The sequence below is a fragment of the Shewanella chilikensis genome (assembly GCF_002836945.1).
In the GTDB taxonomy this organism is placed as follows: domain Bacteria; phylum Pseudomonadota; class Gammaproteobacteria; order Enterobacterales; family Shewanellaceae; genus Shewanella; species Shewanella chilikensis.
Window position 1 is genome coordinate 1 of the sequence record NZ_NIJM01000076.1, and the last position, 15,215, is coordinate 15,215.

Below are 15,215 nucleotides of genomic sequence, written 5' to 3' on the forward strand. Positions count from 1 at the left end.
TTGAGTTCGGCGAGGGCGCGGCATAATAACCTCCTTGTTAAATGCTTAAACAAAGGATAGTCGGAGGCTAACTACCGCGCTATTAACGTTGGGTGTCCATATTTTGTTTGTATTTTTTAACGTTATGAATTTAATAGCATTTCCTGCAATGTTATGGAAATAACGCGCAAGCTTAGCTGCAAATTCCCGGCATTTTGCCCGGAACGTCAATAATACAGTGTAAAAAATCAGTTCTGAGGTGCTTGTCATGAACGTTCTAGGTCCAATAAAAGCCGAGTAAAGCCATGGCTACCGCACGGGGCTAAACTCTGTTCGTCCCTGCATTCCGTTGAAAACGGAAAAGTGTTGCTGCTTCTGGCCTTAAGCTTAAGAAAGTGCTAAAGCTAAGCGTTTGAATTAGTTATACAATAGCTAGCATTGAATGTGAAAACAATTAGCCAAAGGTCAAGTTTTTGACAAAGGCAACAAAACCCTGATTTGGGTTGTTTTTGAAGCAGAATTGACTGAGTGTTTGCATTCTTCCCTGTTTTTGACGGTCACAGTCCCACCAGAACTAGAGCCAGAGCCTGAAAATTAGGTGTATGTCTGCAAGCACTTCAGATATTTCAAGCTACTCCATTCTCACAGAATTGCACCAACTCCCGCTCGAAGCGGCCGCAGGGCGTTGATGACAATCGCGTAGCGAGGCATGGATGCCGAAGCAGCGCCAGTCGAATCAGGGATGAGCGTCTGGCGCGATAGCTAATTGGCATCATAAGCACAAGGGGTTTTCCGCTGCGTCGCGGGTCGCTGGGGGTTTGGAAAGGGGGCGAGTCGATACAGCCCCCTTTCCTCGGGTGTGGGGCGAAGCTCCACGACTTTGGGCCGCTGGCACAGCGGCTAATATAGCTTCCAGCTAAAAGTTCCTAAGTTAGTATTGGCGAGTTTTCGGCCACGATGTAGTCCATCACCTGCGGTGCGCCTTTCGCACAGGCGATCCTGTGACACGGCGTGAATACGTCCCTGTTTTCGACGGTCACAGTTCCGCCTGTGCTTGAAAGTGGGGCGAAGCTCCACGACTTTACGCCGCTGGCACAGCGGCTAACATAGCTTTCAGCTCAAAATAGCCAAAAACATTAGTTGGGCCTCCGGCGACGGATGTTTCCCATTGCCTGCCAACACAGGCATAAAAAAGGATGACCTTGGGTCATCCTTTTTAGCAACTTACTGAGTTGATATTAGATCAGAGTCTATCCAGCACCGCTTGGGTGAAATCAGTGGTGCCATGGGTACCACCGAGATCGCGGGTAGTGCGGTCGCCTTCTTCGATAACCGCAGAAACGGCGGCGCGAATGGCGGCGGCTTTATCTGACATACCCAAGTATTCCAACATCTGGATAGATGCCAGGATCACTGAAGTTGGGTTCGCCAGGTTTTTGCCGGCAATATCCGGGGCACTGCCGTGAACCGCTTCAAAGATAGCGGCGTTGCTGCCGATGTTGGCGCCCGGGGCCATACCCAGACCACCCACCAGACCGGCACAGAGATCAGACAGAATGTCACCGAATAGGTTGGTGGTGACTATCACGTCGAAGTTTTCCGGGTTCATCACCAGCTTCATACAAGTGGCGTCAACAATCATCTCTTCGGTAGTAATGTCCGGATAACGCTGGCTGACTTCACGGGCCACTTTCAGGAACAGGCCTGAAGTTGACTTCATGATGTTGGCCTTGTGGACTATGGTCACCTTCTTGCGACCTTCCTTGCGAGCCAGTTCATAGGCGAAGGTAGCTATCTGCTCGGCACCCTGACGGGTAATGATACTGGTGGCTTCGGCAATGGCACCGTCTTCAGACAGCTTTTGTCCCAGGCCTGAGTACATACCTTCAGTGTTTTCACGCACTGTAATGATGTCTATGTTCTCATATCTGGCTTGGGTGCCCTTGAAGGAAAGCACAGGCCGCACGTTGGCGTACAGGCTGAACTTCTTACGCAGGGTCACGTTGATAGAGGTGAAGCCTTCGCCAACAGGGGTTGTCAGTGGGCCTTTGAGAGTGATACGGTTCTTCTCGATGAGATCCAGCGTGCGCTGAGGCAGGAGCTCACCGTGTTTTTCCAGAGCAGTCAGACCGGCATCGGCAAATTCATATTCAAAGTCGCACCCCGCCTTATCGAGAATTTTAAGGGCTGAGTCGATAATGCTGGGGCCGATCCCATCACCAGGGATCACGGTAATAGTTCTTTTTGACATGGAGAGGTCCTTCCACGGTTGGTCGTTACTGCTATTTATCAGACCATGTCATCGACACGGTTTTCGACTGAGGATCTTGTACTTTAGAACGCCGCTATTCTATACACTTTCAACGCGTTTTCACAGGGAATAGTGAGCAATATCACGCTTTTTTGTGTGGGTTAGCTTGCTAAAAAGCGGGTGCCTGACCATGATGGAACGCCAATAAAATAATAAAGTCTACTTTAGTCTAACAACAATGAAAAAGAGGACGATCTTGAAGTTAACGCCCTTAGCCTCGCTGCTGTTGCTGTCAGCCGGTTTCGCGACCACTGTCAGTGCCCAGAGCAGCCCCTCACTGACCCTCAAGGATATAATGCAGTTTGAGTCGATTACCGATCAGGTTCTCGACCCACAAGGCAAGGTGCTGGCCTACAGTGTCGCGCCGGATCGCGGCGACAGCCGTGGTGTGGTCAAGTCACTGGTCAATACCAAGGCTTATGATGTTGCTGGTGGTTCCAAGCCGCAGCTGTCAGCCGATGGCCGTTACACTGCCTTTACTCTGGCGCCTTCGCTGCTCGAATCGGAAAAGCTTGCTCCCAAGGCGCGCAAGAAGCTGAAAAAAGGCCTGTTGCTGCTGGATAACACCACAGGTGAGCAGCGCCGCTTTGAGCGGGTCAAGTCTTATGCCTTCAGCGAAGATGGCTCTTTGTTGGCTATCTGGTATGAGGCCGATGAAGAAAGCAAAGAGAGCGCAGAGGCAAACGGCATTGATGCCAAAGCAACCACTCAAGCATCCGCCTCTGAGGCTCCAGCAGCCAAAACGCCGAAACTGGATGCCGGCAGCAGTTTCGAGCTGTTGTCGCTGGCAAGCGGCAAGTCACAGCGTTTCGAAGATGTGACCGCCTGGCAACTGGCTTATAACGGCAGCGTGCTTGCACTGGCGCAAAATGACAGTTCAAGTAATAGCCACAGCATCACTGTGCTTGATACCCGCAGCTTCGAACTCAAATCGGTCAGCAGCCAAGCCGACAAGCAGTTTGGTGCCCTGGCGCTGAGCCGTGACGGCCGCTATCTTGCCTATACCCGAGGAGATGCGGCGCTGGATGCGAATGAGCGCCCCTATGCCTTGTCTCTCTACGACAGAAAGTCGGGTAAACTGAGCCAGATATTGCCTAGCAAGGGCGACAGCAAGGGCTGGCTCATTAATCGCCATGCCAAGCTGAGCTTTTCGGCCGACGGTGAGCGGCTGTTCTTCGGCCGGGTGCCCGAGATAAGCAAGCAGCTGCAAATTCCCAAGGTGGAGCAGAGCAGCGACCTGTACGACACCGCGCTGGTCAGTGCCCAGCGGGATTTGCGCCTGTGGCACGGGGATGATCCGCTGATCAAGCCCAACGAAGTCAAACAGTATGAAAAAGAGCAGAGCCGCACTTATCTGGCTGTGCTGCACCTTGGTTCGCGCAACCTGGTGCAACTGGCCGACCGCAAGGTGCCGGACATTGAGCTGAGCGAACACAAGCGGGTGCTGCTGGGGAGCTCGGATATTCCCTATCGCAAGATGATCACCTGGGCCGGTTTCTACCGGGATTTTTACCTGGTGGATATCAATACCGGTCACAAGACCCGGATATTGACCCAACAGCCCAGCGGCAGTGCGCCAACCCTGTCACCGGCAGGTAAATACCTGGCCTTTTATCAGCAGGGCGGCATCTATCTCTATGATGTGGCCAGCGGTCGCAAACATAACCTCAGCAGTAAGCTCAAGGTCAGCTTCGCCGACGAAGATCATGATTATCCCTCTGCGGCGCCCGGCTATGGCTTCGGCCCCTGGCTCGAGGATGACTCAGGCCTGCTGGTTTACGACAAATACGATATCTGGCAGTTTGATACCCGCTCCCACGACGGCTTTATGCTGACAGGCGGCGAGGGCCGCAAGCAGCAGTTAAGTCTGCGTATCGAAGCTCTGGCTCAGCCAGACAAGGCTTATCCGGCCACAGTGGCGCGCAATCAGGCTGTGTTGCTGCAGGGTTATAGCCATAAGACCAAGGCCGACGGTTTTTACCGTGCGGTTATCGGCCGGGCTCAACTGACGCCGCTGCTTGCCAAAGACAACAAGCTGTCTGTGCTGGCCAGAGCCGACAAGGGTGATACCTTGCTGTTCAGTCAGGAGCGTTACGACAGCTATCCGGATCTCTACAGCTCGGCTTTGCTTGAGCCGGCCAAGGCGGTCAAACAAACCGACTTTGATGCCCAGCGCCGCAAACTGCCCTGGGGCAAGTCAGAGCTGGTGCACTGGCGCGACGGTGATGGCCGTGAAATGGACGGCGTGTTAATCAAGCCTGCCAACTATCAAAGTGGCAAGCGTTATCCTGTGTTGGTGTATTTCTACCGCTTTATGAGCGATCGCCTGCACGCCTTCCCGGACATGAAAATCAATCACAGGCCCAACTTTGCCTGGTATGCCGCCGATGATTACGCCATCTTCCTGCCGGATATCCGCTTTGAAGTCGGCTATCCCGGTATCAGTTCGGTCAAGGCGTTGACCGCCGGAGTGCAGAAGCTTATCGACATGGGGATTGCCGATCCGGATGCAGTGGGTATTCAGGGCCACTCCTGGGGCGGTTACCAGACTGCCTTTGCCGTGACCCAGACCAATATCTTCAAGGCTGCAGTCAGCGGTGCGCCGGTCAGCAATATGACCAGTGCCTACAGCGGCATACGTCACGGTACCGGCCTTGCCCGTCAGTTCCAGTATGAAACCGGCCAGAGCCGTATCGGTGAAAGTCTGATGCGCGCGCCGCAGAAATACATAGAAAACTCCCCTGTGTTCTATGTCGACCGTATTCAAACGCCGATGATGATCATGTTCGGTGACAAAGACGATGCCGTGCCTTGGGAGCAAGGGGTTGAACTGTACCTGGCAATGCGCCGCGCCGGAAAAGATGTGGTCTTGCTGCAGTATCAGGACGAGCCGCACCATCTGAAGAAGTATCCCAACAAGCTGGATTACAGTGTGCGGATGAAAGACTGGTTTGATCATTACCTCAAAGGTGCCAAGGCCCCCGAGTGGCTTGAAAAGGGCGAAGCCTATCGCGAGCCCAAGGCGGAAGACTGAACTTTCTTGCTGGCAAAATAACTCATAGAGGCGGCCTAATTGGTCGCCTCTTTTTTCTGTTTATAGGGTAGGGGCAGGTGATGTGGAGGGGGGATTCTTCAGTCGGCTCTGGAAAAGATCTCAGTCTTGTTTGAGCGTTCTGAGACATCCCCATAGATTTTCATTGGTTGTCCGTTCCTTAAACTGCGAGTTTTCTGTTGTTATTCGGGTTGAGCTGGGACCTTGGATAGCACTTGCTGCGGCGAATGTTGCTGCAGATATTGCTGGTAAGTGTCTTCGCCCCAGGCCAGCAGTTGACCATCTTCGAATAGCAGTGGGGTGCATTCATCTTTGGTGGTCTTGCCGTCTGATTTACTGTGATGGGTGCGATAGAAGAGCACCTGCAGCGAGCGCCCCTCTGTTTGCTTGGCTTCGCTGAAGTCGGCTTTGCCCAGGGTTTGGGTGACTTCTGCCTGTGTTTGCCCCAGTTGCAGCTCGGAGATTATAGACTGGTTATAGGTTTGCCTGTCTTCCCAGCTCATGTCTTCCGGCTTGGGTTCGTAGAAGATAATGACCACGGCAACAAAGGCCAGGTAGGCGAGAAAGATGCTGCCGATAACTACAGGTGCCTTATTTTTCATATTGTTATTCCGTTTTATTGCTCAATCTGAGTTTACTCAAGAGCAAGACAGTTCACTCTGTATTGAGTGGTATAAGATACTCGCGACAGCATCAGTGTAAACAGTGTGTTTGTAATATGTTTTGTTTGTGGGTGTCTTCTTTAGATTGATTCTTTAGATTGAAAATAGGCATAGAGCACTTCATCAAGGCTATCCAGTTCGTCTCTTGTACCTATGTCTATCTCGGCATACAGTTCTTCATCCGGCTTGTAGGATTTTCAATACGCTCAACCCCGAACGGCTCTATTGAAGAGAGGATGTCGGCGCAAGGTTTAGCAAAGAACAGGCGAGGGCACTGGGCAAAATCCACCACCAGATCTGGCCCCAATTCCGCTGAGCGTTGGGGGGGGCTTTTATCAGCCAGTTCCGTTCCAGATAAAATTGGCGGCGGTGGAAAATCAGCTAGTCATTCATATTTGTTTACTCCATTAAACTGTTTTGCCGGGAATGCAGCATCTCAGAGTTTTTAAATAACGAACAGCCAGTAAGGCTGCGCCATAGGTTTGGGCGCTTAAGAGCGTTTGCACTCAAGCCGATATTTGAGCCCGGTTCGCTATTTCTGTGTCTGTTTGGGGTTGGTCTGCAGGGGCTGTATATGTTGCTGCAGATATTGCTGGTAAGTGTCTTCCCCCCAGGCCTGGAGTCGGCCATCTTTAAACAAGAGTGGGGTGCACTCGTCTTTGGTGGTCTTGCCGTCTGATTTGACATGCTGGGTGCGGTAGAAGAGCACTTGCAGCGACTGACCATGGGTTTGTATGGCTTCGCTGAAATCGGCTCTGCCCAGGGTTTCAATAGTTTGTTCCAGTGTCTGCCCCAGTTGTAATTCAGTGACTTTGGACAGGTTATAGGCTTGCCTGTCTTCCCAGCTCATCTCTTCCGGCTTGGGCTCATAGAAGAGGATGACCACGGCAATAAAGAGCAGATAGGCGACAAAGATGCTGCCGATAATCACAGGGGCCTTACCTTTCATGCTGGTTTTCCATTTTTTGCTTAAGTTGAGCTCTTGGAGCCTTAGCTTTCTTTGACTCTATACTGGCTTAAGCGAATATTGAGTTCGAGATCTGTGCGCAGTTTTGCCAATCGATAGCTGAGGCGCGCCATCTCCTTGCCTTCGGTTAGCTTTTTGGCTTGCTTTGCGCCCAGAGTATCGAGTGCATTGTAGACATTGGCCAGGGTGCGAAAGCTTCTGAGCAGTTCACCGGCCGTCTTGGGACCTATTCCCTGGATGCCGGGGATCTTGTTACCGCTATCGCCGCTGAGGGCCATAAAGTCCAGCAACTGGCTCTGCTCTATGCCGAGTTTCTGCTCCAGTGCGGCAATATCCATGGCGGCGCCATTGAAGTGATCCCATAGCAGTAAACGCGGTAACCTCAATTGGCAAAAGCCCTTGTCGGTAGAGACGATAATCGCTTCACCACCGCGCAAGCACAATTTGCTGGCCAAGGTGGCGATAACATCATCGGCTTCCGATAGCGCATTGATGGAGCCTATCCCAGCTTCGGTCAGAGCTTGTTTCAGCGCCGGTAGGCCATCGGCCAAGGCCTGGGGCATAGGTTTGCGGCCTTTTTTGTAATCCGGATACAGGCGTTTTCGCCAGGACTCTTCATCGCCGTCCCAGACAATGGCCACATGGGTGGGACTGTGCTGGCGAATAAGCTTCTGGCAGGCATTGCGGCTGCGCTCGGTCAGCCCTTGCATGTCGGCTTCATCCGGCTGCGCCGCATGCAGGCGGCGCACCAGATTCATACCATCAATAATCAGCAGTCGGTTCATTTCATTATTTGATAGCAGGGCACATAGGCGGTGCCAGGTAACTTCATTCTTTGTTGGCTGACAAAGGCGCCCAATAGTTTATCCATCAAGGCCATCAGCTCGGGATCGCCTTTGAGCTTGAATGGACCATGACGCTCGATGTTTTTCATGGTTTCCGCCTTGACGTTGCCCGCGACTATGCCGGAAAACGCCTTGCGTAAGTTGGCCGCCAGCTCAGCCTTGTTGCTCTGGAAGTGCAGGTTGAGGTTTTCCATCACTTCATGGGTGGGCACAAAGGGCAACTGGAATTCCGGCTCTATTTTGAGGCTCCATTGGTATTGGTAGGCATCACCGGTTTGCTTGCGGTGACGTTTAACCTCTTCCATCCCGGCACGCATGATACGCGCCACCTGGGGCGCGTCGTCTATGATAATTTGGTATTTCTGCTGCGCCTGCTCGCCCAGCGTCGCGCCGATAAAGGCATCGATTTCGCGGAAGTAGGCTTCGCTTTCTCTGGGGCCGGATAGCACCAGCGGGAAAGGAATATCGGCATTTTCGCGGTTGAGCAAAATACCAAGTAGGTAGAGCAGCTCTTCGGCGGTGCCGGCGCCGCCTGGGAAGATAACTATGCCGTGCCCCAGGCGCACAAAGGCCTCCAGGCGTTTTTCAATATCCGGCAGAATCACCAGTTCATTGACTATCTGGTTGGGCGGCTCGGCGGCGATAATGCTCGGCTCGGTCAGGCCTATGTAACGGGCGTTATGAATACGCTGCTTGGCGTGGCCGATTGCGGCGCCCTTCATTGGTCCCTTCATGGCACCCGGGCCGCAGCCGGTACAGATATCCAGCATTCTCAGCCCCAACTGGTAGCCCACCTCTTTGGTGTATTTGTATTCGGTATCGTTTATCGAGTGGCCGCCCCAGCAGACCACTACATTGGGATCCTGCATCGGGGTAATGGCTCTGGCGTTTCTCAGAATGTCGAACACCACGTTGGTGATGTGGCTGGCATTGGTGAGGTTGATGTGTTTTAGACCATCGTATTTGTTGCTGACATAGATGATGTCCCTGAGCACGGCAAACAGGTGCTCCTGAATGCCGACTATGATCTGCTCATCGACAAAGGCACTGGCCGGCGGGTTGACCAGCTCCAATTTGATACCACGCTCCCGGCGCAGCACATTGATTTCAAAGTCCTGGAATTGTTCAAACAGTTCTTTGGCATTATCAGTCTGCTGCCCCGAGGCCAAAACGGCTAAAGAGCAGTTGCGGTAGAGTTGGTAAAGGTCACTCTTGGCACTTTGTTTGAGGCGGTCGGCCTCCAGTTGCGACAGTTGGTCCATACTGCCGCGGGGACTGATCCTGACTATCATGACGACTCCTTGAGCTGAAACCGGAGTCATTGCTGTCAATCTATAATGACTCTGTCACGGCTTTCATGTTTGGCTTTGTAGAGGGCCGCATCGGCACGTTCGAAGGTTTCCTGGATGTGTTCGCCATCCAATATCTGCGCGGCCCCTATGGATACTGTAACTGTAATACGCTGATTTTTAAATTTAAAAGGAATATTTTTAATTTTTTCGCGCACCCTGTTCAATAGTTGTTCTATATCCTTGGGGGAAACATCCGGAATGATGAGAACAAACTCTTCCCCGCCGTAGCGGGCGACAAATTCTGTGTCACGCAGGGAGTTCTTCAATGCCATGGCGATAACCTGCAGTGTCTTGTCACCTGTGGTATGACCAAAGCTGTCGTTGATGGATTTGAAGTGATCTATGTCGGCTACCGCCAGCCACAGGGGTTGTTTATTGCGCTGGAAGTGGCGGTATTCCTGCTCCATCCGCTCCTCCATGGCCGCGCGGTTGGGCAGCTGGGTGAGGGTATCGAGCATATTGAGCTTTTGCTGTTCAAACAGCCTTTCTTTATAGGTGGTGGCTTCGCTTGAGAGATCATTCAGTTCTTTGCGCATAGTCTCTATCGACTTACGCAGCAAGGCTTGCTCTCTCTGCTCCAGCGCTTCTTTACGGGCAAGGCTGGCACGAATGGTGGCCAGTTGTTCGCTGATCTGCTGTTTTAGTTCGGTGATGTCGTCAATATCCACCAGTGACGCACCAACATTGTCTACCTGGGCGTTGAGCTCGCGATTCAATTGGCTCTTGAGCTGATGGCTGCGCTGGGACTGATTGTATGAATCGCTGACCACTTCCCGTACGGCACTCAGGGCATCGTTGAGGGCAAACAGAAACTCCTGCGAGGCGGTTTTTTCGCGGGCAATGTTGTCCAGCAGCAGCGAGAGTATGGTTTGATAGGCTTCCAGCAGAGCCTCGACATCTATCTCGGTCGAGGCCAACAGCTCTTTGATCACCAATACCTGATCACGCTGATCTTTGCGAAACTCTATATTGGATATCATCTGCGCCAGTTCATGGCCAAGCTGCCTGTGTTTAGGCAAGATAGCAATGGGAGATTCAGATTCAAATTGGCTTTCGAGCAGCTGTTCATAAAAGCCCACCAGTTGCTCGACCTTGGGAATATAGTCCCAGACGGTATGAAAAGGTTTGCCCAGCTCCTGCTTGAAATAGCTGACCTCTTTCTTGAGGCGTTCGGGCATGGAGTCGACTCGTTGCAATTGGCGGCTGAATTTGCTCAGGCTGGAGCGGCCCTCTTCGAGTTGGCCCATCACATGATGGTACTGTCCCTTGAGTAGACGTTCGACATCGACCAGATCCGGCAGGACATCATCAATACGTTCATAGGTTCCCAGGTTATGCCTAAGCTTGGCCAGTTTGTTGTCAAGCTCCAGACTTTGTCCCTTACAGGCCAGACTGAGATGACCAATAAATTGCAGTAACGCCTGCAGTTTGGCATTTCTGTCTTCATTCATTTCATCCAACGCGGCTTTGGTAGAGTGCAATTTCTGTTTCAGTACACCCAGTTGCGACACCGTTGCGTTTGAGTCCTTCATTCCTGTTATTTTCCTTCGATGCGCGATCGAATCAATCGTCGGGTCATGAGAGGCTTGATTTCTTATGACGCCGGTTCCAGACACTTCTAAATGGTATCGCAATCCGGCCGGAGTGCAAATCTGCCATCTAGTTGTTGAGACAAAGTTTTGTCGTTTAGATCAAATTATTGACACATGTTCGCTTCTGGACGGTTGGAGTACCTCCGGCCAGTGGATCTTATCTTTCTCACCATTGGTTTCTACTCTTATCAGGCCACGGATAATGCTCTTTTGCAGTTGCAGATAGAGCGGAGCTGAGAAGATGGCGGCTGGCGTGAAGTCCAGAGTACTGAAACCGACATAGCTACCTTGGTTATTCTGCAAACTGATGGCACCGGCAAGGGCTAGCTGTGCAGTTTCAACCAGGGTTTCAGGTGATAATTTAACATCCGGGTTAGCCAATAATGGCAGCGGAATATACCCCAGGGCCAATTTGGGGGCCAGCCCCTGGAATTGCCAGTCGCTAAGTTGACGGTAAAGCTGTGCCGGTCTGGTTTCTTCGGTAAGAGTCAGGGCAAATAGGCCGGGTCTGAGCAGAAATACCTTGGCACCTGTAATAGCGGCAATATCTTCAGCCAGTTGCGCGAGTCTTGGCGCCGCCAGGCTGTTGCCCAAGGTGAGGTCGCTGTTGAGCTCATCCTCCAAAGACAGTAGCGCCAGCCCCTTGGTTGTGCTTGAAACACTGCCAAGTAGGGCGAGATAGCCCGGCAGGCTAGTTATGGGTTCCTGCTGCATTTTCGTTTTCTGGGCCAGATTGATTTTTGCCATACGTTTACGCAATTTATATTGCTGCGTCGCCAGTGCCAGTAACAGCAAGCTGAGCCCCAGGGTTATCGCCAGTAAAATATTACGGGTATGCAGTGAATCTTGTTGTTGCAGCTTTTCCTGCCTGAGTTGACTCACTTCCAACTTCAACTTTTGTTCTGTGACAGCAGAGGAGCTGACATTCGAGTTGGTATTGCGTTCTTGTTCCAGCAGCTCTTGTTGTAGTTGGAAGCTTTGCTCCTGAGAGAGCAGCGCCTGTTGATATTGTCCCTGGGCCTTGTAAGCATGAGTTTGATAACCAAGGGCTTCGATCTGCTCTTGTGGCAATTCCAATAACTTGGCCAGTCGCAGTGCTTCTGTGGCGTGTTGCATGGTTAAAGGCCAATCCTCCATGGCCTGGCTCACCTCAGCTATCAACATCTCATTATAAACCAGGTAATGATTGCTCTTCCTGTCTTTGAATATTGCGTTGGCCTGAAACAGGTAATCGAGGGCGACCTGATGGTCGTTCAAATTGAAGTAAGCTTCCCCAAGGTTGTGGAAGTTTAACCCTTGGGCGATAAAGTTTTTCAGCTCGGCATCAAGCTGCTGGGCATTGAGGTAGTAGTCTATTGCTTTATTCCACTCGCCTGTGTTGGCATATACCATGGCAATAACTGTCATGGTATGGGAGAGAAACGAGCCTGAACCCATGGATTTGTATGCATCGGCTGCTCCGTGGGCAAACTCCAGCGCTTCGTCCCACTGCTCCATATCCCGATAGAGCTTGGCCAGATTCAACTGCAGCAGTGCCTTTTGATTGGGGTGGTTATAACGGCTGGCCAAGCGGAAGGCCTCGGTGTAGTGCTGCAGCGATTTGGTCTGCTGATCGTTCACATTATAGTATTTGCCCAACGCCGCCTCGGCATTGGCTATCAGGTAATCATTTCGTAGTTGGTAGGCGGTATCTCTGAGCAGGTTGTAGGCGTTCAGAGAGGGAATAGGTTGTTTGGCTATCAGGTTGACTGTACCCAGATCTTCATAGATGACATACCTGAGCAGTTGACTGCGTTTATCTTCTGCTTCGCCCAATTGTTCGAGTGCTTGTTGGTTGAGGGCAACAGTTTGTTGATATTGTTGATCAACCCGACCAAGATAACGACCTTCCAAGTTATAGAGAGCAGCTTTTTCATAGTCGCTGCGGGCAATTATCTTTAATAGTTCAATGATTTCCAGTGCCTGTTCCAGCCGGCCGGGAACCAGCACTTGAGCATCCAGATCCAGCCGTGCCAACAGGATAAGCTGGTTTATCAATTGTCCCGATGTGTAGCCCAATTCAGATGCGCTGGCCTGAAACTCTTTAAGAGAAAGATATCGCAGTGATTTTGGCGTTGAACTGACCACAGTGCTATGGAGTTGCCTGGGCTGCTCTCTGAAATTTATCTCTATATCATCCAGTTCATCGGCCTGCGTCGTGCCTATAAGCAGCATGGATGCGATGAAGATAACCCTGAAAAAGTACATATATTTGCCTTTGTCCCTTTCTTTGGGGACTTAATTGTTAGCTTTTATTAGCAGCGGGTGAGGTGAACTCCCCGAATTGTTATACTCGGCCGATTTTATAACAACAATGACATAAGAAGGAATTACGAGTGAAATCCGCTGTTTTGTCAATCATATCTTACTCTTCCCTACTGACAACACTGGGCTGGACATCTTCAGCTTTGGCTGACATTGATTATCAGATAAATCTGAAAAGTCCCGAACATCATTTGGCTCAGGTTAATGTTACTTTCCCGCAACATTCCGGGCAACAGCTCAAGGTTAATCTGCCGCTTTGGCGTACCGGCAAGTATCAGGTATTACCGCTGGCGGATGGGGTTCGACGTTTTCATGCCACGGACGAGCAGGGCAATAGCCTGCCTTGGAAGCGCAGCGCCAGCGGTGAATGGACTGTGGCTTTATCCAAGCCGACAGCGGTCACCGTCAGCTATCAGCTCTACGCCAACGAGTTGGGGCAAAGGGTCAGGCATATTGATGCCAGTCATGCGTTTCTGGATGCCAGCGGCGTCTTCATGTACAGCCCTGAGTTTCGTCAGGAGCCAGTCAAGGTAACACTGGATGTGCCGAGTGATTGGCGCAGTTACTCGGGGATGGCCGCGGGTGATAAGCCCCATTCGTTTGTGGCCGCCAACTATGATGTGTTGGTCGACTCGCCGATTGAAACCGGGCTCAGCCAGCATCGCGCCTTCAAGGCCGACGGCAAGCAGTATGAGTTGGTGGTTTGGGGCGAGGGCAACTACGATCTGGAGCAGATAGAGGAAGACCTCGGTAAGTTGTCCGCTACGGCGGTGGCCATTTGGGATGACTATCCCTTTGAGCGTTATGTTTATATGGTGCACGCCACCTCGGGGGCCCGCGGCGCCACCGAGCATTTGAACTCAACCATTATCCAACTGCCCAGATTCAACTTCCGTGAGCGTCAGGATTATCTGCGTTTTATCAGCACGGCTTCCCATGAGTTTATTCATACCTGGAACGTCAAGGCCTATCGCCCGGAGGGACTGGTGCCTTATGACTATCAGCAGGAGAATATGACTGAGCTTTTATGGATGGCGGAAGGCTCTACCAGCTATTTTCAAAACCAGTTGTTGCTGCGTGCCGGGATCATGACGCCGAAAGAGTTTATGGAGGACCTGGCCAAACGGGTCAATGCCAATCAGCATAAGCCGGGGCGGGAAATTCAGTCGGTGGCCGAAGCCAGCGCCGGTCAATGGGTCAGTACCGGCGGTGATTACGCCATTAACCACAGTGTGAATATCTACTCCGAAGGTTATCTGACTTCGCTGGCGCTGGATTTTTCACTGCTGCAGGACACAGCCCAAGAGGTGTCTTACCGGGATGTGCACCGGAGTCTTTATCGTGAACACAAGGTCCCCAAGGGATACAATGTCACGGATGTGAAACGTATTTTGAAAAACTTATCCGGCAAGGACTATGAGTCTTGGTGGCAAAGCCATGTCAATGCCCCCTTGGTGCTGGACTTTGACAAACTGCTGAGCCAGGCAGGGCTTAAGACCGCCTACGGCAAAGACAGTAAGGAGCAAGCCTTTGCCGGTATGACACTCACTTCCGGCTCTTTGGTGTTGCAAAGTGTTGAGCGTGGTGGCCCGGCTTGGCAGGCGGGCATAGTCGCCGGCGATCAGTTGCTGGCTATCAATGGTTTGAAAGTCAGCGCCGAAGGTTATGGCAAACGTTTGGCTGACTTTAAGGCGGGTGATGAGTTGAGAGTGACCCTGTTCCACGACGATAAGCTCATAGAGCGGCGCGTGACTCTGGCCTCAGAGCAATCCGGCAAGCTGCAAATTAAGCCTAAGGAAAGTGTCAGCCGCGCCCAGAAAGCCTTCTTCAAGGCCTGGCTTGGCATAGACTGGCCGTTTGACGCTCAGGGTAACTATAAGTCCTGAGTCTGATTGTCCAGAAAACGCCGGCGCATCTTCACTTGCGCCGGCGTTTTTTATGGCGGTTATTTTATCTCAGCGTAGGGGACTTCTGCCCGGGAGCTTGCAGACAGAAGCCGAGGCAGATTCTAATGCCGTTCACACTAAGTGAACGGCATTACGCCATCAGGCGCCTTTTTACTTGGATATAGCGATTACAGGCTGTCTTCAACGCCGCCCAGAAGTCGGATCGTAGCCATGTCGTTCTGTGAGCCAAGGAGTTGCGGGTACG

At 51.8% G+C, this 15,215-nt stretch carries 10 protein-coding genes; 3 read left to right on the top strand and 7 right to left on the bottom strand.

Going from position 1 to position 15,215, the window contains the following annotated elements; translation table 11 throughout:
- Positions 1-1,222 precede the first annotated feature (1,222 nt).
- A complete protein-coding gene (locus CX651_RS18810) occupies positions 1,223-2,230 on the bottom strand; it encodes an isocitrate dehydrogenase (RefSeq protein WP_025011991.1) in 1,008 nt (335 codons plus the stop codon).
- Positions 2,231-2,486: 256 nt separating this feature from the next.
- Here CX651_RS18810 and CX651_RS18815 point away from each other — a divergent pair, with 256 nt between their 5' ends.
- Positions 2,487-5,324 carry a prolyl oligopeptidase family serine peptidase gene (locus CX651_RS18815; RefSeq protein WP_101057566.1) on the top strand — a complete coding sequence of 946 codons (2,838 nt, stop codon included), beginning with the start codon at positions 2,487-2,489 and terminating at the stop codon, positions 5,322-5,324.
- A 200-nt stretch (positions 5,325-5,524) separates the two neighbouring features.
- On the opposite strand, the gene CX651_RS18820 is transcribed toward CX651_RS18815, so the two are convergent.
- Positions 5,525-5,944 (bottom strand): DUF3192 domain-containing protein, encoded by a 420-nt coding sequence (locus tag CX651_RS18820; protein WP_101057568.1) that lies wholly within the window; start codon positions 5,942-5,944, stop codon positions 5,525-5,527.
- A gap of 158 nt (positions 5,945-6,102) precedes the next feature.
- Between CX651_RS18820 and CX651_RS19920 the strand changes: the two genes are divergently transcribed.
- The gene (locus CX651_RS19920) at positions 6,103-6,453 is read left to right on the top strand and encodes a hypothetical protein (RefSeq protein WP_146226016.1); all 351 of its coding nucleotides are present in this window, start codon (positions 6,103-6,105) and stop codon (positions 6,451-6,453) included.
- Positions 6,454-6,536: 83 nt separating this feature from the next.
- Here the strand turns inward: CX651_RS19920 and CX651_RS18825 are convergent, their stop codons facing one another.
- The 5 genes from CX651_RS18825 to CX651_RS18845 form a co-directional block, all read right to left on the bottom strand.
- Complete coding sequence (locus tag CX651_RS18825; protein ID WP_101057570.1) at positions 6,537-6,953, bottom strand: DUF3192 domain-containing protein; 417 nt, start codon at positions 6,951-6,953, stop codon at positions 6,537-6,539.
- Positions 6,954-6,994: 41 nt separating this feature from the next.
- Positions 6,995-7,756 carry a flap endonuclease Xni gene (gene xni / locus CX651_RS18830; RefSeq protein ID WP_101057572.1) on the bottom strand — a complete coding sequence of 254 codons (762 nt, stop codon included), beginning with the start codon at positions 7,754-7,756 and terminating at the stop codon, positions 6,995-6,997.
- On the bottom strand, positions 7,753-9,108 hold the full coding sequence (gene ppnN, locus CX651_RS18835; RefSeq protein WP_071239253.1) for a nucleotide 5'-monophosphate nucleosidase PpnN: 1,356 nt from the start codon (positions 9,106-9,108) through the stop codon (positions 7,753-7,755). The genes xni and ppnN overlap by 4 nt, the downstream gene beginning before the upstream one ends.
- A 35-nt stretch (positions 9,109-9,143) precedes the next feature.
- Positions 9,144-10,700, bottom strand: coding sequence for a GGDEF domain-containing protein (locus CX651_RS18840; RefSeq protein ID WP_101057573.1), 1,557 nt, complete (start codon positions 10,698-10,700; stop codon positions 9,144-9,146).
- A 159-nt stretch (positions 10,701-10,859) separates the two neighbouring features.
- Positions 10,860-13,007: a tetratricopeptide repeat protein gene (locus CX651_RS18845; RefSeq protein ID WP_101057575.1), complete on the bottom strand. Its 2,148-nt coding sequence runs from the start codon at positions 13,005-13,007 to the stop codon at positions 10,860-10,862.
- 128 nt (positions 13,008-13,135) lie between these two features.
- On the opposite strand from CX651_RS18845, the gene CX651_RS18850 reads away from it, so the two are divergent.
- Positions 13,136-14,950 carry a M61 family metallopeptidase gene (locus CX651_RS18850; protein WP_101057576.1) on the top strand — a complete coding sequence of 605 codons (1,815 nt, stop codon included), beginning with the start codon at positions 13,136-13,138 and terminating at the stop codon, positions 14,948-14,950.
- Positions 14,951-15,215 lie beyond the last annotated feature (265 nt).